The following is a 17,576-nucleotide window of genomic DNA, read 5'->3' as shown; positions in this document are numbered from 1 at the left end:
TTTCCGAAGAATATTTAGTCGATTTGATAAGTTGGATGTCGTTTTTAAGTTCTTCATCAACTTTTCATTGATCGCTGACCGGCTAATTAGTGTTAACAGGCCCTAGAAAAAAGTAGCGTTATTACACACCCTCTGTTGACACTTTTTTCCCAATATTATTATCCGAAACCGCGCAGATTTGATTCCGTACAGATAGCCAATAATCTGCATCCGAAAGAACAGTGCCGGATCGATTGAAGCTCGACCATTGTCGGGGCAGTACAATGGTGACGTCAGATCATAGATAAATTCAAGATCCAATACGGCGTCGATCTTACGGAGAAGGTGGTTCTGCGGTACGAAATCGTCGAGGTTGACCGTGTGAAACAACTCTGGCTGAAACTAAGTGCGTCCCTGCATGGCTTTCCCCTTAAGTCGGCCCCAGAAATATTATCCGAGACCGAACACGCTAAAGCAAGGAATTCAGGACTTTTTCAACAGCCCGTCTGAACTAATCCAACTCAGCCTCAATCTGATCATCAATAAGTTTGACCTGTTCCCTGCATACGCAGGTTTAAATGTCTTCCTGGCACAAGTTTGAAAAGAAATTTTATACCAACTCAGGTTTTGTGGACTGTTTTTGGTGAATCCAGTCAACTATTTCAGAATCTGGAGTATAACCAATTACTGTTTCCCGTAATAGCTGGTGTACACATTCGTAGTCATCCTGTTTTACTGCATTAAGTAACTGGGCCATGATTTCCTTAAATACCCCCCAAGATAAATGATCTTCAGTAGCACGCATGATCATTGGATGATCGGTTGGACTGACATCGTCATTGATCAATAATTCTTCATAGAGTTTTTCGCCAGGGCGCAAACCAGTAAACTCGATCGCAATATCGCCGTGCGGGTCCTGTTCGGATTGTACTGTGCAACCACTAAGGTGAATCATCTTCTCTGCCAACTCGGCAATCTTTACAGGCCTTCCCATATCGAGGACAAATACGTCGCCCCCTAGTCCCATGGCTCCGGCTTGAATGACCAGCTGAGCGGCCTCAGGAATAGTCATGAAGTATCGAGTGATATTGGGATGCGTTACCGTTACCGGGCCACCACGCTTAATCTGATCCCGAAAACGTGGAATTACCGAACCCGATGAACCTAGCACATTGCCAAATCGGACCATGGTAAAGCGAGTTTTATTTACCTGATTTACTACTTCTCCATCATTGAATAGCGTAGGAGCAGACTCTTTACTCAAAGCCTGCAGCACCATTTCCGCAAGACGTTTCGTGCTACCCATTACATTGGTCGGACGCACCGCCTTGTCAGTCGAGATCAACACAAAATGCTCGACTCCTGCCTTTACCGCAGCCTGCGCAGTATATAGGGAACCGAACACATTATTCATCACACCTTCTGCGATGTTATGCTCAACCATCGGTACGTGTTTGTATGCCGCAGCATGATATACAGTGCTTACTTTCCATGAGCGCATTAAATCCAGTAAGCGGTCTGGATTGCGAATGGAGCCTAAGATTGGCATCAGTCGCACCCGCAGTGACTCGCGACGAATCCGCTGCTCTAGCTCGGTGTGGATGCTATAAAGATTAAATTCACACTGCTCAAATAACAGCAGTGTGCTTGGACCCGTCATCACAATTTGCCGACAAAGTTCCGAGCCAATTGAGCCCCCGGCGCCAGTTACCATCACCACATGTCCACGAATACAGCGTTCAAACAGTTCTTTTTGTGGCGGTATGGGATCGCGACCAAGCAAGTCTGCAACATCAACTTCCTGTATATCCTCGACTTTGACACGACCACTCGCCAAGTCCATAAATCCCGGTACGCTGCGTACATGTAAAGGAAAGCGCTCCAGCAACTCAAGTATCTCTCGGCGGCGCGCACGGGAAGCAGATGGAATCGCCAAGAGAATTTCTTGCGCACCGGTCTGTGCAATCATTGTTTTAATGTGCTTGGGTTTAAAAACTTTTAAGCCTGCAATTTTACGATTGGCAATACCAAGGTCATCATCTATGAAGGCCACGGGCCGCATGACCTCCCCCATTCGTAAAGCCGCTACCAATTGATTACCTGCTGAGCCGGCACCATAGATCGCTACCTTAGGCAAATGACAACCGTGCTTGATAAATGGAACCTGTGTTGCTGCCTCATACCAACTGCCAGTAAAGTACTGACGTATCGCTAAACGAAGGCCACCAATCATTATCAGACTCAACCACCAATAGATGAAGACTAGGGAGCGCGGAACTATAACTGGAGATTCTCGATACCAATAGACCACCAAGGCCAGCACCAAAGCTGAGAGTGTTACTGCTTTAAATATAGTGATCAGCGCATCTTTTCCAAAATAGCGCATCACCGCTCGGTACATGCCAAATTTTATAAAAATCGGTACCGCAATCAATGGCGCAGTGATAAACAACCATACATATCCGGCAAGAGGGTTAACAGGTTTTTCTAACCCTAATCGAATTGCAAACGCTAGCCAAAGAGCCAGCCATATCAACAGTACATCGGTCGCGACTTGTAAGATACGCTTATTTCGACGCGACAAACCCAACAGTGAGCTGCGCAACTTGTGCATGGTTCACTCTCCCACCCCAATTCCAAAAGTCATCTTTCAATCCACAACATTTCAGGTGCCATTGACTATCTCTTACTGGCAATACCCTATACACAACGCAAAAATCTTATATGGCCCAACACTAAGACACAAAAATTACTCGAGTACACACCATAAGTTTTAGCCACCTCAGTATTACTAAGGTAGCTTTCGCTGATTTGAGCTGTGGACAGTGTGATCGCCGTATTTTTCACCATAACGCTGTATCTCTACTCACAATTGCGCACTCACAGGCGTAAGCGTACTAATCTCTGTATTGGCATTTCACAAATGCTATAAAGTCCGTTCAACTCTGATCAACAGTTATCTACAAACGGTGCCGCTCTAACAAGACCCACTTTATTCCGCTTTCCCTGCCTTAAACTTTACCGCCAGCATCACCAACGGAAAGTAGGCAATCAGCAGCCCAGTTAAACCATCGATTTTTCCCAAGCCTACCCAAAGCGCAATCGGCAATAACCAAAATAAATTGATCCCCACTACTCCCAAAGTTACCGGCAAGTGCCTGCCAAAATGACGCGAAGCGTACTGATAAGCATGGCTTCGATGTGCCTCATACACTTTCTTTCCACGGAGAAATCGGCGAATCAAAGTCCAAGAAGCATCTATTATGAAAACTCCAAGCAGAATTAACCAGCACCATAAGAACTGCGGCGCCACCCAAGCGGCTTGTAGAGATAGTATGCCCAAAGTTATACCCAGAAACCCGCTGCCGGCATCACCCATAAAGATCCGCGCCGGCGGAAAGTTCCAAAACAAAAAGCCCGCCACTGCAGCCGTCAATAGCATCGGCATAATCCAAGCCATAGCTTGTTGAGAGCCTGGGAAGTCCAACGTTGTGTACAATAGCATTCCACCCATGCACACACATATTGCTTCCACACTCGCGATGCCATCTATCCCATCCATGAAATTATAGAGGTTTAACAACCATACGAGATAGACCACAGCCAATGTATAACCAACCCACCCCAGATCGAAGTACATGCCGAATAGATTAAACGGCGGCAGCCCTCCCAACCAAAACAATGCCCAAATAGCTGCACCAAAATGTCCCAACAGCCTCCAGCTCACAGGAATATGACTGTGATCATCCAAAAAACCAATTATGGCTACCGCAGAACCTGAGCCTAGTAGAGCCAACATCAAGCTCCAAGACAGCATATGATTCAATGCCAAAAACGGTAAAACTGACAAGAAAGTAAGTACGATAGCCACCCCACCACCGCGTGGCATTGGGGTCGAATGTGAACTGCGAGAATTTGGTATATCCATTAAACGCCCAGTTAAGGCATAACGACGTAAAGCGCCGGTTATAAAAAACGAAGTACCGATCATAATCGGCAGTAATAACCAAAGGCTCATTTGTCAGACTACCCAAAGATGACAGTGTTGATAGATCATAACTTTTTTCTTGCTGCTGACACAGTAGTTCGCTATTTTCCTTAATTTCACTAAATCTAAACTCTGTCTAGTATAGTCAAGTCTCAAATTTCCGGCATGCATAGAGTCGGCCAACCTCTTCTAGCATTTCAGTTGTAGTTCGCATCGGCTTCCAGTCGAGTAAATTTTGAGCTTTAGAAGAATCTATCTGTAGAGAGCGACAAAGCTGTACATATAGGGACTCCTTTTTAAGCAATTTCGCTCCAAACTTTAATAATACGTCGGGAACAGAGATTATCAGTGACTTTTTGTCCATCCCGCGCGCAAGCGCTTGTACTATTTCCACAGTAGAAATGTCTTCACCATCCGACACAAGAAAGAGTTGACCAGCCGCCGCTGGGTGTTCTATACACTGAACTATTAGACTCACTAAATTGTCAACTGAAACGATGCTACGGCGATTATTAATGCGGCCAAAAGGCAAAGGTAATTCTGTGGCTATAAGGCTGAGTAATCGTGCAAAATTTCCCGGGGCATCAACACCATAAACGAGTGGCGGGCGAATTATAACTAATTCTGTATCCGTATCGGTAAAGAACTTTTTCAGCCCCATCTCTGCTTCAAACTTGGAAATCGCATAATCCGCAAGAGGCTTTTCCTCTTCTTTTTCGTCAAAAGGACGGAAAGAAGTTTCCGGCCCATTCACACCCACAGAGCTAATGAAAATAAAACGGCGCACACCTGACCTTACAGCCTGTCGAGCTAAACGCAAACTAGCCATACAGTTTGCCTTGCGAAGAGCTTTTAGAGGATACTGATCATTTTCGCTTACAACATGAGCACGGCCAGCCAAGTGTACGATACAATCTACTCCGTGGCACGCCACGTTCAAATCACCTGCTTTTTCAAGATCCAGCTCCACGTAATCAATGCCTTGCTCGCGTTCACGTGCTAGGCGCACAAGCCCTTGTACATCAAAGTAGTTAGCTGCTAGATAACGACACAATGCCCTACCTATGAACCCATTGGCACCGGTAACTAATACCTTGCGCATATAGCCCTCTCAAGTAATTTTGTCATTGGTCCGAGCCCAATAGCAGCGAGTAGTCATAACAGGAGAAGCAAAGTTTAGATTCCAGCAACCTTGACATACAGTAGGAAGGCCACAGCATGGCAAATCAACTCTAAATAGGAGTTCGATAACAACAAGTCTATTCTTTTACACTTTAAATCAATGTGAAATCCTCATTAGTGGCCCAGCGCAATTGCTGTAGGAGTTTGCAACGCCTTGAAAGTTTGCAACACTAAACTCATCAAATCTCTCCACTATAATTGAGCCACTACAAATAGAAATACCAAAAACTGCATGTACAATGACTCTCCAAACAAGTCGCATAAGATGTCGAGCCAACTACGTTCCTCAGTGTGTACTACTTCTCCATCGCTATATAGATCAAAATCTATCTACCAGTGTGCGATTCCTTCAATGATTGCTTCAACTGTTAATAGTATTTCTCATCATCGAGCAGAATGATAAATAGACAATTTAATCAAAAATGGACCGAAGTTTAATTTTTCCGCCGCAGTGGCGCTCAATTATCCATCAGAAACATCCGTGAATCGACATATCTGGTAAACACACTACTTGACCCTACAAAGACTTAAGTGGTTATTTTTCATTCAAATCAAGCTTACTTTTGCCCACAAATAGATAGAGCGACGGATCCACCAGCATCGTGAAGCCTTTCCCACTTTCCGATCCATCCAGCTTCGGGAAATGTTGCCAAAATTGGCTTAAGTAACGGGAAACCAAGTAGCTCCGTTTATTTTGTTAGTCACCACTGTCGCAAATATGCGAACCAGCCTAACTAATCAGGCCCTCTGGAAAATCAAAGATCCATTGGTACCGCCAAAACCAAAGGAGTTGGATAGCACCGCATCCACTTTCATTTCCTGAGGCTGGTATGGCACCAGGTTGATACCTTCGCAGAACTCATCCGGGTGATCGAGATTGATTGTCGGGGGAGCCACCTGGTCCCGAATCGCCAATGTTGCAAAAATCGCCTCGACGGCACCCGCCGCTCCGAGCAGGTGCCCGGTCATGGATTTAGTGGAACTAACCGCCAATTGCTCCGCGCGGTTGGCAAATACGGATTGCACCGCACTAACCTCTGCCCTATCCCCCAGCGGAGTGGAAGTGCCATGGGCGTTGATATAACTGATGTCTGCCGGGTCCAGGCGCGCATCCTGCAGCGCATTGCGCATGGATAAAGCGGCACCCTCCCCGTTTTCCGGTGGCGAAGTCATATGGTGGGCATCGCCACTCATGCCCAGGCCACTCAACTCCGCATAAATCTTGGCGCCGCGGGCCCGGGCGGTTTCATACTCCTCCAGCACCAGAATACCGGCGCCCTCGCCGAGGACAAAACCATCGCGGTCCCTGTCCCAGGGACGGCTGGCCGCTTGCGGCTGATCGTTTCGGGTCGACAGGGCGCGAGCGGCACAAAAGCCCCCCAGACCAGCCGGCGTGGTGGCCATTTCCGCTCCGCCGCAAACCATCACATCGGCATCTCCGTACTGAATTGCACGGAGTCCCAATCCCACCGCGTGGGTACCGGTTGTACAGGCGGTGGTGGTGGAGAGGTTCGGCCCTTTCATGCCGTATCTGATCGACAGGTTTCCCGCCACCATGTTGATAATGGCACCGGGGACAAAAAATGGAGATACCCTCCTCGGCCCCTTATCCCTGATCAGCAGCGCATTCTGCTCGATGGCTGCGATACCCCCCATACCGGAACCGATACATGCGCCCACGCGATGGGCATTGTTGTCGGTCACCTCCAGGCCACTGTCCTCCATAGCCTGAACTGCGGCAACCAATCCGTAGCGCAGAAACATGTCCATCTTGCGCGCTTCTTTTTCCGCCAGCCAGGGCGCGGGCGAAAAATCCTTTACTGTGGCGGCAAAGCGGGTGGAAAAGGCCGAGACATCGAAGGACTCAATCGGCGCGGCACCGCTGGTTCCCGCAAGAATCGCCGCCCATGTTTCGTCCAGGGTGTTGCCCAGCGGAGTGACCATGCCCATTCCGGTAACAACTACTCTTCTACGCGACACGCTTGTACCCTCGCAAATGTGTTTGATACCTGGAAATATCCGCGCCGCCCCCAGGGACTTTTGATCCACAGCGGCCACATTTCCATTCGACTAAAAAGTGAGAGCCGCGCTATGTGACATAGAACGGCTCTCAGATCGATGGCTTAGGGCAGCTAAAACTGCCCCAGCGCTAACTTGCCCAGCGGGGGTTACGCCAAGTTGTCCTTGATGTAATCAATGGCCAACTGAACAGTAGTAATCTTCTCAGCTTCTTCGTCGGGAATTTCAGTTTCAAATTCCTCCTCCAGAGCCATCACTAACTCAACTGTGTCGAGGGAGTCAGCGCCCAGATCTTCGACAAAAGAGGCTTCCGGCTTCACGTCTTCTTCTTTAACGCCCAGTTGCTCAGCGACGATCTTCTTAACGCGCTCTTCAATGCTGCTCATGATTCAATTTAACTCCTAGTGGATAAAAATCTGTTGTAGCCGTCATTGTTGTTTTACCGCTCACAATGAGCATACATAACGACCGGGTCACACAGCTTCTGGTTAATTCGAGGCGGCATTGTACCCCGAATTATCCGGGATGTAATGCACCCCTACTCTCAGGTAAAAATTAGACCAAAAATCCTTTACCTATCAGTAGGTTATAAAGGATTTTTAATGTATTGGTCAGGCCATGTACATGCCGCCGTTGACGTGAATGGTTTCACCAGTCACGTAGCCCCCTGCGTCACTGGCTAAAAAAGCGACAACCGATGCAATTTCCTCCGGCTGCCCGAGGCGGCCGAGAGGAATCTTACCCAGCAATGTCTCACGCTGCGCTTCCGGCAACACCTTTGTCATATCCGTATCGATAAAGCCCGGGGCAATCGTATTGACGGTAATCCCCCGGGAGCCAACCTCGGCCGCCAGCGAGCGTGCGAAACCGGCTACTCCCGCCTTGCTCGCAGCATAGTTGGACTGGCCGGCATTGCCCATACTGCCCACTACGGAACTGATGTTGATAATGCGGCCCCAGCGCGACTTGGCCATATCCCGCAGACACGCCTTGCTGATGCGATAAACTGCCGACAGGTTGGTGGCGATAACCTCGTTCCAGTCCTCATCCTTCATCCGCATCAGCAGATTATCCTTGGTGATACCGGCATTGTTGACAACGATGGTCGGGGCACCAAACTTTTCCTTCACGGTATTCAGCAATGCGGACAGGCTATCGGCACTGGTTACATCCAATACCATGCCGCTACCCTCCATGCCCTGCTCCCGGAACCGCGCGGTTATTTTTTCAGCGCCGGCTTCGCTGGTGGCAGTACCGATAACGGTAGCACCCTGAGCCCCAAGCATATCCGCAATAGCGGCGCCAATTCCACGACTGGCACCTGTAACCAGTGCTACCTTGTCTTTCAGTGAGGTTTTCAGTGTCATTGTTACTCCCTTAATACCCCGCAATGGGATTTACTCGGCCGCAGTCGCCAAGGCTGCCTTCAGCTGCTCCGGCGCCTCTACCGTCAAACTTGTCAGGTTGCGATCAATACGCTTTGTGAGTCCCGCCAGGACCTTGCCGGGTCCGCACTCCAGCAATATCTCAGCCCCTGCCGCAGCCATACTCCGGACACAGGAGGTCCAGCGCACCGGGCTGTAAATTTGCTCTACCATCAACCGCTTGATGGATATCGGGTTCACTTCTGTACTGGCGTTTACGTTGTGGACTACGGGAACGTCCGGCACTCGAAATTCTGTCTGTTCGATTTGTGCAGCCAGAGCTTGTGCGGCCGGGCGCATCAATTCGGTGTGAAAGGGTGCACTGACCGGCAGCGGTTTGGCCCGTTTGGCTCCCGCCGTTTTGCAGGCTTCCACCGCCCGATCCACTGCCGCGACACTACCCGCTATGACAAGCTGCCCCGGGGAGTTGTAATTGACCGCTGCCAGGATCTGACCCTGCGCCGACTCGGCGCAGGCGTCCTCTACGACTTTGTCTTCCAGGCCGATAATCGCCGCCATGGCCCCCTGTCCCGCCGGCACCGCTTCCTGCATCAAGCGGCCCCGCTCCCTGACGAGACGCACGGCGTCCCGAAATGAAACCACACCTGCACAGACCAGTGCAGACCACTCCCCCAAACTGTGTCCCGCCATTTGTGCGGGCTCCGCTCCACCCTGGGCGCGCCAGACGCGATAGAGTGCGACACTTGCGGTAAGCAGCAGAGGCTGAGTGCGTTCGGTGAGATTTATGTCGGCCGGCTGGCCATTTTGACAGAGGTCCCAGAGATTGTATTCGAGTACTTCAGAGGCCTCGTTAAAGGTGGCCTCGACTTCGGAAAATTCGGTGGCGGCGTCAGCCAGCATTCCGATCTTCTGTGAACCCTGGCCGGGAAAGACAAATGCGAGCCTGGCATTAGTCATGGAACATCCTTAAACCTGTGTGGCGATTCGGTAGAGAGTCCGCAGTCAGTCCCGCGCTCTCACCATTGCGGAAACCAGTCGGTCGGCCAAATTCGCTTCCGCACATTCTTTGGCGGTAATCATGGCCCGGTAGAATGCCTCACTACTGGCACCACCGTGGCTTTTGACCACATTGCCTTTTACCCCCAAAAAGCTGGCGCCATTATAGCGAGAGGGTTCTACGTTTGTGCGCCATTTTCGCAACAGATTTATGGCTAATTGGCCAAAAAAGCGCTTAACCGGACCGGTTGCCTCCATGGTAAAGGGTTTTTGACCGATTAGTCGAATAACTCCCTCCGCCGCCTTGATGGCCACATTGCCCATCAGGCCATCGCAAACCACCACATCCACATCGCCGGTAAATATATCGTGCCCCTCCACGAACCCTGCGTAGTTTATGTGGGGGTCCGCCTCCAGCAACTCACCCGCGCGGCGTATTTCACTGGGACCCTTGCCGGCTTCGGCCCCAATATTCAGCAGCGCCACCCGCAGCTGTTGCTGCCCCGTGTGCGCCCGCTGGGCCTCTATGCCCATACGGGCAAAGTTCTGCAGATCCTCAGCGCTGCAATCGATGTTGGCGCCCAGATCCAGTAAAAAGCAGGAACCATTCTGGCTGGGCACTGACTTGCCCAGCGCCGGACGACGGATGCCGTCCAGTGTCCCCAGGATATTTCTACTCAGGGCGAGCAGCGCTCCGGTATTGCCCGAGGTGACCATGGCATCCGCCTCGCCACTGCCGACCGCGCGCAGCGCTTCCGCCATAGAGGACTCCCGCCCACGTCTCAGGGCCTGTACAGGGCTGCAATGCTGGGTGACAACCTGTTCGCAGTGCACCAGCTGCAGACGCCTGGTCAACTCGGGGGCATAGGCGCCCATGAGGGGTCGTAACTTTGTTAGGGGGCCGTAGAGCTGTAGCTCCGCAGGGGGGAATCGCTGAAGAAATCTGGCGCAGGCCGGAACGACAGAGCGGGGACCCAAGTCCCCGCCCATCGCGTCCACCGCCAATCGCAATTGGCTGGGCAAAAACCTACTCTTCTTCAGAGTCGCCGGTTTCAATCACTTTGCGACCCCGGTAAAAGCCGTCCTGGGTTACATGGTGACGGCGGTGCTTCTCACCCGTGGTGGGGTCCACGGACAGGGTCGCACCTGCGCCCAGAGCATCGTGGGACCGGCGCATACCGCGACGGGAACGAGTTTTCTTGTTTTGCTGAACAGCCATGGCTTGCTCCTAATATAACTAAATTACACTGGAATCGGGGCGCCTACCGGCGAGCCCAAACCCGTCGGCCAAACCATTAAGACTTGCCTGACGAACCCTTCAGCCGTTCCAGCACTTGAAAGGGGTTTTTGCGCTGCTCTCCTTCCGCCGAGTCATCCGCGTCACTGGAGAGGAAGCGGTCGGGGGCGACACACTGGTCCTCATGGTACGCAACCATCGGCAGACTGAGTAAAAGCTCATCTTCCAATACGTCATACAGATTCAGCTCATCGCCATCCTGTATGATCGGGTCCAAATCCCTGGGCAGTGCCTGCCCCTGCTCTTCAGACCACACTATGCCCCAGTGTAACTGCGTCTCAACCTCTTTCAATATTGGCTGCAGACAGCGTTGACACAGTATTTTTACCCGACAGTCAGCGCTACCACTGACCATCAGGTGACCGAGGGGACCACGCTCAAAGTTGAGCTTGGCGTTGATATCCCCGTCGATAGACTCGACCGCCTGCCCCAGGCGCTCCAATTCAGCAGCGGCTACAACACCTTCGAGCCGCTGCTCGCATTGCACCAGCTTCCGTGCGTTGACACTTCTTGGGAGCCTGTTTACAGAGGGGTCGATCGACATAAGCGCGCAATTCTATGGACTCTCCAAACCCTTGTCAAAACAAATCAATCACCGCAATATCGCGCCCCCGGTGGTGAATTTGGCCTCAATCCAGGCGAGGTAATCCATGTCCCGCAAACTCGTTTTAGCCAGCAGCTCTCCCTATCGGCGGTCGCTTCTCCAGCGGCTCGGCCTGCCCTTTATTTCGACATCCCCCGACATCGATGAGGCGCCACTTGCCGGGGAAACCCCGGCGCAAAGCGCCACCCGGCTGGCGCGGGAAAAAGCACTCGCACTGGCGGCCCTGCATCCCCATAGCCTCATCATCGGCTCGGATCAGGTGGCCTGCTGTGAAGGACTGGTTTTGGGCAAGCCCGGTGGCCGGGAGAAGGCCCTCCGCCAGCTTCAAATGTGCAGCGGCAAAAAGGTCAGGTTCCACACCGGCCTCAGCCTGCTGGATACCAGTTCGGCAAATCAGGTCACTGAAGTGGAAACTTTTGACGTCTACTTTCGCTCACTGAGCGAAGGACAAATCCGGTCCTATGTTGAAAGGGAAAAACCATACAATTGTGCAGGATCATTTAAAGTCGAAGGGTTGGGCATCGCATTATTCGAAAAAATGGAAGGCTCTGATGTAAACTCCTTGATGGGCCTCCCATTAATTCGATTAGTTAAACTATTGCAGCAATTCGGAATTGATCCGCTGACCGGGAATTCAACCCTCAGGGAACCAGTGGAGGCCACTCCAGAAGCTCGGAAAAATGATCGATGACGGCATTGGGCTGACATTCCTTCAGCTTGTCCGGGTGGTGTGCACCGTAACTGACGCCGACTGCCGCCATCTCCATGGAGGCCGCCATCTCGAGATCGTAGACTGTATCCCCCACCATCACTGCCTCCCCGACCGGGCAACCGGTCTCCTGTAGAAGCTCTTTCAGCATTCTGGGGTCGGGCTTGGACGCCGTTTCGTCCGCACAGCGGCTGGCAGTGAAGATGCCGCCAATTCCGTGCTCCTCGAACTCCCGGTTCAGTCCGCGCCGGCTCTTGCCGGTAGCGACCGCCAGTCGATGTCCGGCGCCAAGGAGCCTGCTCAGCGTGGCACGCACGCCGTCAAATAACGGCAACGGCTCCCCCCTGGCCGCCAACCACTCCTGGGAATACAGGTCCCGCAATTGGCGGCGCTGCGCGGCGGTTGCCACAGGAAAGAGGACGCTTGCCGCTTCCGGCAGGCCGAGCCCGATGATATTCTCCACTGCTTCGGCACTTGGCACCGAGAGTCCTGTCCGGTCAGCCGCCCTCTGCATACAGGACACAATGCGCGACTGGGAATTACACACAGTTCCGTCCCAATCCAGGATCACCAGCATGTCCGCCCCCCACATTACTAAATTGACGTGCCGACAACCGCCGAGCCTTTACTATTAAACCGACAATTCAACAGGTCATCCCTGATCAATCGGGTTGCCACCCTTTGAATTGATCACGAGTCCAGTGACTCAACCGGCGCGCAGCCTATCCAGCACCCTTTCAAGCTCTGCAGGCAAAGGCGCTTCAACGCAAATCCTGCCACCATCGGGCAGATCACAGTCCAGGGATGCGGAATGGAGAAACAGGCGCTTTAGCCCCAGCGTGCGAAACTTCTCGTTCTCGCCCTCCTGGGCATACTTTGCGTCCCCCGCCAGCGGACACCCCACCGACTGTGCGTGAACGCGAATCTGGTGTGTACGGCCGGTCACCGGCTCAGCCCGCACCAGCGTAGCGAGCGGGTACCGCTCCAGAACCCGAAAGCGGGTTTCCGACGGTTTGCCCTCCGGGCTCACAACAACCATCCGCTCACCGCTCTTGAGCGTGTTCTTCTTGAGTGGCATCTCAATTACGCGATGCCCGCGGGGCCATTTGCCGCAGGCCAGCGCCAAATAGGCCTTGCCCACCCTGCCCGCTCTCAGCTCCGCCTGGAGGTGCTGCAGTACCGATCTCTTACGCGCCACCATTATGGCGCCACTGGTATCCCGGTCCAGCCGGTGCACCAGTTCCATAAACGGCTGCTCGGGATACATCTGCCGCAAAACCTCAATCAATCCCAGCCTTACACCACTGCCACCATGGACAGCGAGACCGGCAGGCTTGTCGATAACCAGCAGCCCCTGTTCGTCATAAAGCACGGATTTTTCGATCAGCTGCCGCAATTGCCTTCCGGCCTGAGGGGCTGGCTTACGCTCATCGGTGCGAACCGGGGGTACACGAACCAGGTCCCCCGTACGCAATTTGTACTCCGCCCTGACCCGGCCCCGGTTTACCCGCACTTCCCCTTTGCGCAAAATGCGGTAAATGCGTGAACGAGGTACCCCTTTCAGTCGAGCCTGTAGAAAATTGTCGATCCTTTGACCCGCCAGCTCAGCGGGGACCGTTAAGTACTGCACCCCAGTGGAGGGGGAAGAGTCTGGGGAGGTCGAAGTCTCAGTCCGGGAAGCCGGGTGAGAAGGCAGATGATTACGCATAGGCGCGGATCATAGCCGCCCCAGGGCCACAATTGAAGCTTCATCGGCTCCGTGCTATATTGCCGCCTCCCAAATTGGGCTGGTTTTCGGCGATGCGGATTCCCCTGAGGTGAACCTCGGACATCGTTCAAAAGAAAATACCGCCAATAAACGGGTCGCGGCAGGCTGCCGCATTGTCAACAAAACTTCGCCTGCGAGGTTGCGCCCCACCCAAAGGCTTCGGGCACCTCGCCGGCACTGACACCCGCGTCACCGCGGGAAATATCGCGAGGGTAAGACGGGCTGGAGCCCGCAGCGCTTGAACGAAAGGCTCAAACACTGACGTGTAACTCTGCAGTAGATACAACCAGCGACCGAACTGGTAACGCGGATACCCTCCCACTGGAGGATCCAGCGGTACAACTTACAGACCCAACATGGTACGGCCATAAGCCGGCCAGGGCAGAGTTACCCGAAAGAAGATGACACCGCCACTCGCCGCAAGCAGGACGGGGGCGGTCAGCGAGCGGGCAGTAATTGTTGCCGCGAGCTGTGCGGTACCAGACGACAAATGGTACTGTTGATACGAATACCGCGCCGACTGCGCGTATTCCGAGTTGTAGCACTGTGATGATCGGGGAGAGAGTTGTCGGGCCAGTCATTTTGGCCGCGCTCCGCCCGCCTATCTATCCGTGCTTGGCCTAAGTTTCCTGGATACAGGACGGCCATTCGACAAGCCTGCAAGCTTCAGTGTCTGACCCGCGCGCAATGCGAGGATAAAAGACACACATGAAGAGAATGCTGATCAATGCAACTCAGCCGGAAGAGTTGCGGGTAGCCCTGGTCGACGGCCAGTGGCTATACGACTTGGATATTGAAAACCGGACCCGCCAACAAAAAAAGGCCAACATCTACAAGGGCAGGATCACCCGCGTGGAACCCTCCCTGGAAGCGGCTTTTGTTGATTATGGCGAGGAGCGCCACGGATTCCTTCCTCTAAAAGAAATCTCCCGCGAATACTTCACCAAGCAGCCCAAAGACATCGAAGGCCGCATCAAGATCAAGGATGTGGTCAAGGAAGGCATGGACGTCATCGTTCAGGTGGACAAGGAAGAGCGCGGCAATAAAGGTGCAGCACTCACCACATTTATCAGCCTCGCGGGGCGATACCTGGTTCTGATGCCGAACAATCCCCGCGCCGGCGGCATTTCGCGCCGAATCGAAGGGGATGAGCGCTCAGACCTGCGCGAAGCGCTCTCCAATGTGGAAGTTCCCACCGGCATGGGCATCATCGTCCGTACAGCTGGGGTTGGCCGCAGTGGAGAGGAACTGCAGTGGGATCTCAACTATTTGCTGCAACTGTGGGACGCCGTCAAAAAAGAGGCCGATACCTCTAAGGCGCCGCACTTCCTCTTCCAGGAGAGCAACGTAATCATCCGCGCCATTCGAGACTATATGCGGGATGAAATTGGTGAAGTCATTGTCGACGATGCCGGTGCCTACGAGTTGGCCGCCGAGTTCGCGCGGCAGGTCATGCCCCACTACGCCGGCAAGGTGAAAAACTACCAGGACGCCATTCCCCTGTTCAGCCGCTACCAGATCGAAAGCCAGATAGAGACCGCTTTCGAGCGCGAGGTAAAACTCCCCTCCGGCGGTTCCATAGTGATCGATGTGACCGAGGCATTGGTGTCCATCGATATCAACTCATCACGCGCCACCAAAGGTGGAGATATCGAGGAAACGGCCCGCTCGATCAATCTGGAAGCTGCAGATGAGATTGCCCGTCAATTGCGACTCAGGGATATGGGCGGCCTAATAGTAATCGACTTTATCGATATGCAGAGCAAGTCGAACCAGCGCGAAGTGGAAAAGCGCATGGAGAAGGCCCTGGGCATGGACCGCGCTCGCGTGCAGGTCGGGCGTATTTCACGCTTTGGTCTGCTGGAAATGTCCCGCCAGCGCCTGCGCCCTTCGCTCGGTGAAACCACCTTCCGGGTCTGCCCCCGCTGCAGCGGTCAGGGGACCATCCGCGGCACCAAGTCCCTCGCTTTGTCGATTCTGCGCCTGGTGGAAGAAGAGGCGAAAAAAGAGCGCAGCGCGGAAATTCGCGCCATTACCCCAGTGAATGTCGCGACCTACCTCCTAAATGAAAAGCGTAGTGCCATCAGCCAAATCGAATCCCGCAACAGCACCCGTGTCGTAGTGGTGCCCAATACCGACCTCGAAACGCCGCACTTCGAGGTTCAGCGCCTGCGTGATGACGATGCCACCACCCTCGAGACCTCTTACAAAATTTCCGGCTCAGCAGAGGAAACTACCAGAGGCGAAGAACCGGTCCGCCCGGTGGCCCAGCCCGCGGTGCAACAGCTCTCTCATACTGCCCCCGCACCAACGCCCACCGAGCGCCCCAAAACCAGGGCCAAAGCCACCCGACGCGGTGGCGAGAAGCCCGGCCTGATCGCCCGATTGCTCCAGGCCATTGCCGCGCTGTTCGGGGATGAAGCCGACAGCAAACAAAAGCACAAGAAAACCAAAGGTCGGGGCAAGAATTACCAGAGCCAGCGCAATCGCGGCAAGCGGGGCACCCGCGGCGGTCGCACAGAGCGAAATAAAGAGCAACACTCCAATCGCAGCGAGCGGACCGCCAAAGGGGAATCACAGGAAACCAAGCGCGAGGACAATATCGAGGCTGGCAGTGAGCGATCTCGGGGCGAAGGCCAACGCCGTCGCCGACGTCGCGGTGGCGAGGGCAAGCGTCGTCAGGAAAAGGTCCAAACCGCCGCAACCGAAACCCCCGCGGCCAAAACACCTGCACCGGCGGCGAGTGAGCAGGATGCAGCGCCCGCGGACCAGGAGCGTCCGGCGCGCCGCCCCAGCAATGTACGGGGCCGGCCACAACCCAGGCGTCGCGGCCGCCGCGGTGACAACCCGGCTGCGGCAACCGTCGCCAGGGATCAGGAAGAGCTGAACCGGGAAGTCAACGAAGCAATCGACGAAGCGGAGGGTGAAGCGACCAAATCTGCGCAAAAGCCCCTAGCAACCGATACTGAAGTGGCGCCCAAAACTAAGGCCCCTGCCAACACAGAGGCACCACAAGAGACAACCAACCTTGTGGACACACCTGTCGAGGCGCAAACCGAACCCGTCCCGGAAACGGTTAGCCCAACGTTGCCCGAGACTGGGACTCTCCAGGCCAGCTCGCCGGAAACAGAAGAGGACAGCGCCCCTGTGGAGCTGGAATCGGCCGAGAGCACAGTCGTCAGCAACGAAATCGTCGAAGAAATTATTGAACTGCCAGCGGCGCAGGAATTGCGAGAGACTGAGCTGGATGAAACAACACAGGTGGAGGCCAGTGTTTCGGCTACCCCAACCGAACCTGCTGAATCTGCACCCCAGCCAAATGCAATCGCTACGCAGACAGACGTTGAGGAAGCGATCGCGCTGGCTCCGAAAGCGACAGGCGAGCCCCAAGCCCGTGGCCGCGCTGGCAATGATCCCCGGATCAACCCCCAGCCGTTACAGCAGTTGGCGATTGTAACTTCCCATCCGAACATCGGCTTGGCGCATCCGCTCGACACCGCAAATCCAGCCGCAATCGAGCACAGCCCGCGGGACCTGCAACGCCCGGCTAACGACCCTCGGGGCCAACGCCACAGCAACTACACAGCAGCTGTAGATGCCGATGGTTCTGCGGAGGCGAGCTGATACTGGCACTTTGTTTTTACGGTTC

General features: G+C 53.8%; 14 protein-coding genes and 1 pseudogene. 2 read left to right on the top strand and 13 right to left on the bottom strand.

The features are described 5' to 3' along the window. Positions 1 to 168 precede the first annotated feature (168 nt). From ABVT36_RS16775 to ABVT36_RS16725, 11 genes and pseudogenes are all read right to left on the bottom strand, one after another. Positions 169 to 369 (bottom strand): annotated as a pseudogene (locus ABVT36_RS16775) (IS5/IS1182 family transposase); the annotation flags it as partial. Between the two features lie 220 nt (positions 370 to 589). Beyond that, on the bottom strand, positions 590 to 2,593 hold the full coding sequence (locus ABVT36_RS16770) for a polysaccharide biosynthesis protein (RefSeq protein ID WP_368457572.1): 2,004 nt from the start codon (positions 2,591 to 2,593) through the stop codon (positions 590 to 592). Between the two features lie 378 nt (positions 2,594 to 2,971). Beyond that, the gene (locus ABVT36_RS16765) at positions 2,972 to 3,997 is read right to left on the bottom strand and encodes a glycosyltransferase family 4 protein (protein WP_368457571.1); all 1,026 of its coding nucleotides are present in this window, start codon (positions 3,995 to 3,997) and stop codon (positions 2,972 to 2,974) included. A gap of 115 nt (positions 3,998 to 4,112) precedes the next feature. Then, positions 4,113 to 5,069 carry an NAD-dependent epimerase/dehydratase family protein gene (locus tag ABVT36_RS16760; RefSeq protein ID WP_368457570.1) on the bottom strand — a complete coding sequence of 319 codons (957 nt, stop codon included), beginning with the start codon at positions 5,067 to 5,069 and terminating at the stop codon, positions 4,113 to 4,115. 818 nt (positions 5,070 to 5,887) lie between these two features. Then, complete coding sequence (gene fabF / locus ABVT36_RS16755) at positions 5,888 to 7,129, bottom strand: beta-ketoacyl-ACP synthase II (protein WP_368457569.1); 1,242 nt, start codon at positions 7,127 to 7,129, stop codon at positions 5,888 to 5,890. Positions 7,130 to 7,317: 188 nt separating this feature from the next. After that, positions 7,318 to 7,554 carry an acyl carrier protein gene (gene acpP, locus ABVT36_RS16750; RefSeq protein WP_367151900.1) on the bottom strand — a complete coding sequence of 79 codons (237 nt, stop codon included), beginning with the start codon at positions 7,552 to 7,554 and terminating at the stop codon, positions 7,318 to 7,320. A 225-nt stretch (positions 7,555 to 7,779) separates the two neighbouring features. Continuing rightward, positions 7,780 to 8,535: a 3-oxoacyl-ACP reductase FabG gene (gene fabG, locus ABVT36_RS16745; RefSeq protein ID WP_368457568.1), complete on the bottom strand. Its 756-nt coding sequence runs from the start codon at positions 8,533 to 8,535 to the stop codon at positions 7,780 to 7,782. 30 nt (positions 8,536 to 8,565) lie between these two features. Further along, positions 8,566 to 9,510, bottom strand: a complete 945-nt coding sequence (gene fabD / locus ABVT36_RS16740; RefSeq protein ID WP_368457567.1) for an ACP S-malonyltransferase — start codon at positions 9,508 to 9,510, stop codon at positions 8,566 to 8,568. A 45-nt stretch (positions 9,511 to 9,555) separates the two neighbouring features. Beyond that, on the bottom strand, positions 9,556 to 10,572 hold the full coding sequence (gene plsX / locus ABVT36_RS16735; RefSeq protein WP_368457566.1) for a phosphate acyltransferase PlsX: 1,017 nt from the start codon (positions 10,570 to 10,572) through the stop codon (positions 9,556 to 9,558). Between the two features lie 4 nt (positions 10,573 to 10,576). Continuing rightward, on the bottom strand, positions 10,577 to 10,768 hold the full coding sequence (gene rpmF, locus ABVT36_RS16730; protein WP_367151904.1) for a 50S ribosomal protein L32: 192 nt from the start codon (positions 10,766 to 10,768) through the stop codon (positions 10,577 to 10,579). A gap of 76 nt (positions 10,769 to 10,844) precedes the next feature. Next, complete coding sequence (locus ABVT36_RS16725; protein ID WP_368457565.1) at positions 10,845 to 11,390, bottom strand: YceD family protein; 546 nt, start codon at positions 11,388 to 11,390, stop codon at positions 10,845 to 10,847. Between the two features lie 106 nt (positions 11,391 to 11,496). On the opposite strand from ABVT36_RS16725, the gene ABVT36_RS16720 reads away from it, so the two are divergent. Beyond that, positions 11,497 to 12,141 (top strand): nucleoside triphosphate pyrophosphatase, encoded by a 645-nt coding sequence (locus tag ABVT36_RS16720; protein WP_368457564.1) that lies wholly within the window; start codon positions 11,497 to 11,499, stop codon positions 12,139 to 12,141. Here the strand turns inward: ABVT36_RS16720 and ABVT36_RS16715 are convergent. Next, positions 12,092 to 12,736 (bottom strand): HAD-IA family hydrolase, encoded by a 645-nt coding sequence (locus tag ABVT36_RS16715; protein WP_368457563.1) that lies wholly within the window; start codon positions 12,734 to 12,736, stop codon positions 12,092 to 12,094. The genes ABVT36_RS16720 and ABVT36_RS16715 overlap by 50 nt on opposite strands. A 129-nt stretch (positions 12,737 to 12,865) precedes the next feature. Continuing rightward, on the bottom strand, positions 12,866 to 13,789 hold the full coding sequence (rluC, locus tag ABVT36_RS16710) for a 23S rRNA pseudouridine(955/2504/2580) synthase RluC (protein ID WP_368457573.1): 924 nt from the start codon (positions 13,787 to 13,789) through the stop codon (positions 12,866 to 12,868). An 846-nt stretch (positions 13,790 to 14,635) separates the two neighbouring features. Between rluC and rne the strand changes: the two genes are divergently transcribed. Then, positions 14,636 to 17,551: a ribonuclease E gene (rne, locus tag ABVT36_RS16705; protein ID WP_368457562.1), complete on the top strand. Its 2,916-nt coding sequence runs from the start codon at positions 14,636 to 14,638 to the stop codon at positions 17,549 to 17,551. Positions 17,552 to 17,576: the final 25 nt, after the last annotated feature.

The sequence above is a fragment of the Microbulbifer sp. TYP-18 genome (assembly GCF_040932045.1).
Classification (GTDB): domain Bacteria; phylum Pseudomonadota; class Gammaproteobacteria; order Pseudomonadales; family Cellvibrionaceae; genus Microbulbifer.
The sequence above is the reverse complement of the archived record's forward strand: the minus strand, read 5'-3'. Positions and strand labels throughout refer to the sequence as shown.

What these genes read in the sequence shown, in the direction of transcription:
- ABVT36_RS16760 (WP_368457570.1), bottom strand. Translation starts at nt 5,069, where the DNA reads ATGCGCAAGGTATTAGTTACCGGTGCCAATGGGTTCATAGGTAGGGCA.
- fabG (WP_368457568.1), bottom strand. Translation starts at nt 8,535, where the DNA reads ATGACACTGAAAACCTCACTGAAAGACAAGGTAGCACTGGTTACAGGT.
- ABVT36_RS16715 (WP_368457563.1), bottom strand. Translation starts at nt 12,736, where the DNA reads ATGCTGGTGATCCTGGATTGGGACGGAACTGTGTGTAATTCCCAGTCG.
- ABVT36_RS16765 (WP_368457571.1), bottom strand. Translation starts at nt 3,997, where the DNA reads ATGAGCCTTTGGTTATTACTGCCGATTATGATCGGTACTTCGTTTTTT.
- ABVT36_RS16720 (WP_368457564.1), top strand. Translation starts at nt 11,497, where the DNA reads ATGTCCCGCAAACTCGTTTTAGCCAGCAGCTCTCCCTATCGGCGGTCG.
- ABVT36_RS16770 (WP_368457572.1), bottom strand. Translation starts at nt 2,593, where the DNA reads ATGCACAAGTTGCGCAGCTCACTGTTGGGTTTGTCGCGTCGAAATAAG.
- acpP (WP_367151900.1), bottom strand. Translation starts at nt 7,554, where the DNA reads ATGAGCAGCATTGAAGAGCGCGTTAAGAAGATCGTCGCTGAGCAACTG.
- rne (WP_368457562.1), top strand. Translation starts at nt 14,636, where the DNA reads ATGAAGAGAATGCTGATCAATGCAACTCAGCCGGAAGAGTTGCGGGTA.
- fabD (WP_368457567.1), bottom strand. Translation starts at nt 9,510, where the DNA reads ATGACTAATGCCAGGCTCGCATTTGTCTTTCCCGGCCAGGGTTCACAG.
- ABVT36_RS16725 (WP_368457565.1), bottom strand. Translation starts at nt 11,390, where the DNA reads ATGTCGATCGACCCCTCTGTAAACAGGCTCCCAAGAAGTGTCAACGCA.
- rpmF (WP_367151904.1), bottom strand. Translation starts at nt 10,768, where the DNA reads ATGGCTGTTCAGCAAAACAAGAAAACTCGTTCCCGTCGCGGTATGCGC.